4 protein-coding genes are annotated in these 6,115 nt (G+C 38.3%); all 4 read right to left on the bottom strand.

The window, feature by feature from the left end:
• On the bottom strand, nucleotides 1-247 hold a 247-nt coding region (tnpA, locus tag BM383_RS12645; protein WP_245766581.1), incomplete at its 3' end, for an IS200/IS605 family transposase.
• Nucleotides 248-389: 142 nt separating this feature from the next.
• Nucleotides 390-1,802, bottom strand: a complete 1,413-nt coding sequence (locus BM383_RS12640) for an efflux transporter outer membrane subunit (protein ID WP_394331591.1) — start codon at nucleotides 1,800-1,802, stop codon at nucleotides 390-392.
• Nucleotides 1,803-1,809: 7 nt separating this feature from the next.
• Nucleotides 1,810-4,953: an efflux RND transporter permease subunit gene (locus tag BM383_RS12635; protein ID WP_093025504.1), complete on the bottom strand. Its 3,144-nt coding sequence runs from the start codon at nucleotides 4,951-4,953 to the stop codon at nucleotides 1,810-1,812.
• Nucleotides 4,954-4,972: 19 nt separating this feature from the next.
• Complete coding sequence (locus tag BM383_RS12630) at nucleotides 4,973-6,106, bottom strand: efflux RND transporter periplasmic adaptor subunit (protein WP_093025503.1); 1,134 nt, start codon at nucleotides 6,104-6,106, stop codon at nucleotides 4,973-4,975.
• Nucleotides 6,107-6,115 lie beyond the last annotated feature (9 nt).

Genomic DNA, 6,115 nt, shown 5'->3' with positions numbered 1-6,115 from the left:
TTGTTCTGGCAATCTTTGTTGGACTGTAGGTTGAAACACTCTGTAACAGAAAATGAACGTGATTCTTGTCTGAACCTATTTCCAAAAAGTGAATTTCATATCTATCCTCAATTTCGATACAAGTTCTTTTTAATATTCGATCAACTTTTGGACTCAATACCAATCGACGATACTTCGTTGAACATACCAAATGGTATAATAACAAAGACACATTATGACTTTTATGAAAATGTCTACTTGAGCTCACGCTCAAAGATTACTATTTTTTTCACGCGAGGCAAGCCTCGGGGTATTTACCCGCCTAGAATAAAAAGACACTCAAATTGAGTGTCTTTTTGTGTTTGGAGAATTTTGAAAAAAGGGGAATGTATAAAGCTGTTTTTTCAATTTTATTTCCAGCCGCCACCAAGCGCTTGATACAGATTTACAATGGCTAAAAGCTGGTTGAGTTTGCTATCAACTAAATTTAATTCTGCGCTTAATCTGCTTTCACGAGCTGTTAATAGGTCTAAGTAATTTGCCAAACCATTATTTAATAGCTCCTGTGAATTGTTTTCTGCATCGGTAAGTGCTTGTACCTGCAGGTCTAAATATTCATATTTTTCAACTTCAGCATTATAAGAATACAAAGACTCTGAAACTTCTTTTCCTGCTGTTAAAAGTGTTTGCTCAAAACTTAACAAAGCTTGTTCTTGTTGAGATTGTGCTACTTCGTATTGCGTTTTGATTTGTCTTCTGGTAAATATGGGTTGTGCTATTCCTCCAACAAGCGTTGCAAATAAGGAATTGGTACTAATAAGATCTTCCAAAGATAATGCCTGTAAACCTCCCGTTGCTGTTAAGGTTAACGACGGATAGAAACTTGCGTTGGCAACATTGGTAAGTTCAAAAGCATTCACCAAGCCATATTCTGCTTGCATTACATCAGGTCTATTGCGCAGTAATAATGATGGAACTCCTACTTTAAGTTCCGTTTCAATTTTCTCATCTGCCAATACGCCACGTTCGTAGGTTTGTGGCTCTTCACCTAACAAAAGTGCTAGTGTGTTTTCTGCCTGAAAAATAGAATTCTTCAAATCTATAACCAACGCTTGTGCGCTGTACAACTGTGCCGCATTTTGATCTACTGCAACCTGATTTTGTTGCCCGGCTTCTTTAAGTGCTTCAATAGTGGTTACACTTTGCTTTCTGTTTTCAACAGTTGCCTCGGTTATACGCAATTGTTCATCTAAAGAAAGTAGCGTGTAATAGGTAGTTACAATATTGGCTATCAATTGTGTTTTTACAGCTTTATGAGCTGCTACACTTTGCAAATACGAAGCTACATAGGCACGTTTGTTACTGCGAATTTTCCCCCAAATATCAGCCTCCCAAGAAAGATCTGCAGAAAGTTCATATTGGTCTAAGGATGAGAACAACGAACCAAACTGACTATTTTTTGATAATTCTTGATGTGTTAATGAAGCATTGCCTGTTAAACTTGGAAAAAAGCCTGCTTTTCCTTGTTTTACATAGGCTTCAGCGGCTGCCATTTGTTGAATAGCAATACGTATGTCTATATTGTTCTCCAGCCCTTGTTCAATATATTTTACCAAATAAGGATCGGTAAATAGTTCTTTCCAAGAAACATCGGCCATAGATAAGCTATCTTGTGGAAGATTATCGGTGCGGTAGAGTTCTTCGGTCTGTTCAAACTCCGGACGCTTATAATCTTTGGCCACAAAACAACTTTGTAGTGTCACGGCAACCACGGCGATAAGCGCCGCACGTTGCCATGTATTTTTGTTTTTAAATGATTTCAATTTCATGTTAAACAGTTTCTTTTTGTTCAGTTTCAAATTTTGGTCCACCAGAGATTTTCTCTTGTAACCATTGGAACATGATATATAGAATAGGAATCACAAATACACCTAGAATTGTACCAATCAATAAACCACCTACAGCACCTGTACCAATAGATTTGTTACCCTCGGCACCTACACCAGAGGCAAGTACCAATGGCATCAAACCAAGAATAAAAGCAAATGAGGTCATCAAAATTGGGCGTAAACGTGCTTTGGCACCATCGATAGCAGAGTCTACAATAGACTCTCCACGCTTTCTACGCTGAATGGCAAACTCCACAATTAAAATAGCATTCTTTGCCAAGAGTCCTACCAGCATGATTAGTGCAATTTGGAAATATATATTGTTCTGAAGTCCCATGAACTTGGTAGAAATATACGCCCCGAAAATACCTAGAGGAAGCGAAAGAATTACCGAGAATGGTAACAAATAACTTTCATACTGTGCAGAAAGTAAAAAGTATACAAAAACCACACATAAAAGGAAGATAACCACTGTTTGACTACCTGCATTTACCTCTTCACGAGTTAATCCTGAATAGGCAGTAGTATAATTGGATCCTAGCTTAGCCGCTTCTTCTTCTACAATGGCAATACCATCACCCGAACTGTAACCAGGGTTCATAGCTACCGTAAGTTTGGTAGAGTTAAATAGGTTAAAACGAGTTACCGATTGTGGACCATATACTCTTTTCAAGGAAACATATTCACTAAGCGGAGACATTTCGCCACTGTTGGTAGTTACATACATTTGATTCAAGTCAGATTTATTAGATCTGTCACTTGGATATGCTTGGATGTACACACGATATTGTTTACCAAATCTTGAGAAATCAGCCGCATAAATACCCCCAATATATCCTTGAAGCGTAGCAAAAATGTCGTCTACAGAAACACCTGTTTGTTTTGCCAGAGGAATATTAATATCCATTTGGTACTGTGGGTATTTCGTGTTGAAACCAGATTGTGCATACTGTACTTCTGGGTGAGACATTAAGTTACCTATAAACTCTTGGTTGGTGGCATCAAGATCAGTAAAGCTTCCTCCAGATCTGTCTAGCAAATTTACTTCTACACCTCCGGAAGCACTAAAACCAGGAATACTTGGTGGCGCAAAGAAAATAATATTAGCTTCTGGAATGGTAGCTGCAATACCAAATAGTTTTCCGGTGATGGCTTGTACTGAAAGTGAATCTTCTTCACGTTGAGACCAATCTTTCAATTTGATAAAACCAAGAGCATAGTTACTACCTTGACCGTTGATCAAACTAAATCCGTCTACCATGTTAGATCCTTCTACACCAGGTAAAACTTTGATTTTTTCATATAATTGTTGCGTAACTTCATGTGTTTTGTCCAAAGAGGAACCTGCTGGTAATTCAACGTTGGCAAATACAATTCCTCTATCTTCATCTGGTACAAATCCTGTTGGAGTTGTGGTTGCTGACCAATAAATACCTACTCCGGCTAAAATAATCAATAAGAATGTTATCCATTTATTCTTGTACAAAAATCCTAGTGATTGTCCGTATCGGTGAATCGTTGCATTGAATCCACGGTTAAACCCATCATAAAAACGTTGCAAGAAGCTTTTCTTTTTGTGTTCATCTTCGTCATGTGATTTTAGGAACAATGCACATAATGCCGGACTCAAGGTTAATGCATTAACTGCGGAGATAACGATAGAAACAATAAGTGTAATACCAAATTGTTCATAGAAAACCCCTGTAGGACCAGTAATAAACGTAACCGGAATAAATACCGCAGCCATAACCAAAGTGATGGAAATAATCGCTCCGGAAATCTCGTGCATCGCTTCGATGGTTGCTTTTTTAGGATCTTTTTCTCCTTCATCTATCTTGGCGTGAACGGCTTCTACCACAACAATGGCATCATCCACTACAATACCAATTGCGAGTACCAAAGCAAAGAGTGTTAATAAGTTGATGGAATATCCAAACACACTAAGAAAGAAGAACGTACCTACAATAGAAACCGGAACTGCAATGGCCGGAATTAAGGTAGATCTAAAATCTTGTAAGAAGATAAATACTACGATGAATACCAGAATGAAGGCTTCGAACAGCGTATGAATTACTTTTTCTATAGAAGCATTTAAGAACTCATTGGTGTCAAATGGAATGAACACTTCAATACCTTCAGGAAAATCTTTCTTTAAAACTTCTAGATCGGCTTTGATATTATCAATAATTTCTTGAGCATTGGAACCTTTAGTTTGGTACACCGCCATACTTACACTTGGATGGCCCAGTGTGCTGGAACTTACCTGATAGGATTGTGCGTCTAACTGAATTTCAGCAACATCCTTCAATCGAAGAAACTGTCCGTTTCCAATGGCTTTGATGATGATATCTTCATATTGTGTTTGCTCTTTGTAACGACCACTATATTTGATGGTATATGAAAAGGTTTCACCATTATTTTGTCCTAGTGTACCAGCTGCTGCTTCCTGACTCTGCTCATTGATAGCAGCCATAACATCAGCAGGAACCAACCCGTAAGCTTTTAACTTTTCCGGTTTTAGCCAAATACGCATAGAGTAATCTTGTTGCGAGAATACATTTACATCACCAACACCAGAAACACGCTTAAAAGCAGGAACTACGTTAATATTAAGATAGTTGTTTAGAAACGTAGCATCATAATCTGGATTTGTGGTATAGAACGACATAAACATCAGTGAACTTGTTTGTTGTTTCTGGGTGGTTACTCCAGATTGAGTTACCTCTGCCGGTAACAATGGACTTGCTAAAGCTACGCGGTTCTGCACGTTTACTGCAGCAATGTCGGGATCAATTGACTGGTCAAAATAAACCGTTATTTGGGCAGTACCGTTGTTGGTAGCAGTAGACGTTATATAAGTCATTCCTTCCACACCATTGATCTGCTCTTCGATAGGAATGATGACACTTTCTAAAATGGTTTCGGCACTAGCTCCTGTATAGTTGGCTGATACTTGTACCGTAGGTGGCGCAATATCAGGATACTGCTCCACAGGTAAACTGGTAAGTCCTAGTACTCCAAGAATCACTAAAATAATAGAGATTACGGTGGAAAGTACAGGTCTTTCTATAAAGGTTTTTAACATGATTCTTTTACTGTATTTTTTACTGGAACAATTGTTTTACAGGTTTTGCAATGCTATCAAAAGCAACTTCTTTAGGTTGAATTTCAGTTCCTGCACGAAGTTTACTAACGCCCTGCGCTACTACTTTGTCACCTGCTTTTAAACCGGAAGCAACCACATATAAATTACCCACAGTAGCTTTGGTAGTTATTTTGGCAGTTTCGGTTTTGTTATCGCTGGTTACTTTGTATGAAATGATATTTCCTTGTTGTTCAAAAGTTGAATTTTGTGGAATAACCGGAGCATCTTTGTATGTTACAGGGATTTTAATAGTACCACTATTTCCGTTGGTAATCAACTGGTTTGGATTGTCAAAAATAGCACGGAAACTTACCGTTCCTGTATTTTGATCTACTTGCCCTGTTACAGTTTGAATTTTTCCTTTTTCAGCATAGGTTTCGCCATTGGCTAATACCAAAGTGATTTCTGGGAAGTTTTTAATTTTTTCTTCTCTGGTTTCACCTTCCGCTGTTTGCAAAAAGGTTAAATAATCAGCCTCACTCATAGAAAAGTATGCGTAGACTTGGGTAATGTCTGAAACCGTGGTTAATGGAGTAGTATCACTTGGGCCTACCAAAGCTCCCTGGCGATAAGGAATAGCACCTACATAACCGTCAACCGGACTTTTTACAGTCGCATACCCAATGTTTGCTATAATACTTTCATAATTACTTTTAGCTTGTTCCAAATTAGCTTTGGCAGTTTCTAACTGTACGTTGCTAATGATATTTTTTTCAACAAGTGGTTTTAATTTATCTACTTCAACTTGAGCAGCATTAACGCTTGCTTTTGCAGCACCTGCATCTTGTGTTAAACTCTGTGTTTCTAGTTTGAATAGCGCCTGACCCTTACGTACTTTTTGACCTTCATCAACCAAAACATCTTGGATGTAGCCTTGTACTTTAGCACGAGCACCACTGTTTACAATACCTTCTATACTGGTTGGGTAAGAGTTATACCCTATTACCGTTTTGGAAGGAATAGTGATCACCGTTGCCGGAGTTGCCTGTGCCTGCGCGGCTCCTTGCTGTGCATTTTCTTCTTTGTTTCCACAACTGAATAAGGCTAGTGTTGTGGCAATTACAAATATGCGTGCGAATGGAATTGTTTTCATCTATTTATT

It is taken from the genome of Pustulibacterium marinum (assembly GCF_900116665.1).
Taxonomy (GTDB): domain Bacteria; phylum Bacteroidota; class Bacteroidia; order Flavobacteriales; family Flavobacteriaceae; genus Pustulibacterium; species Pustulibacterium marinum.
The sequence above is the reverse complement of the archived record's forward strand: the minus strand, read 5'-3'. Positions and strand labels throughout refer to the sequence as shown.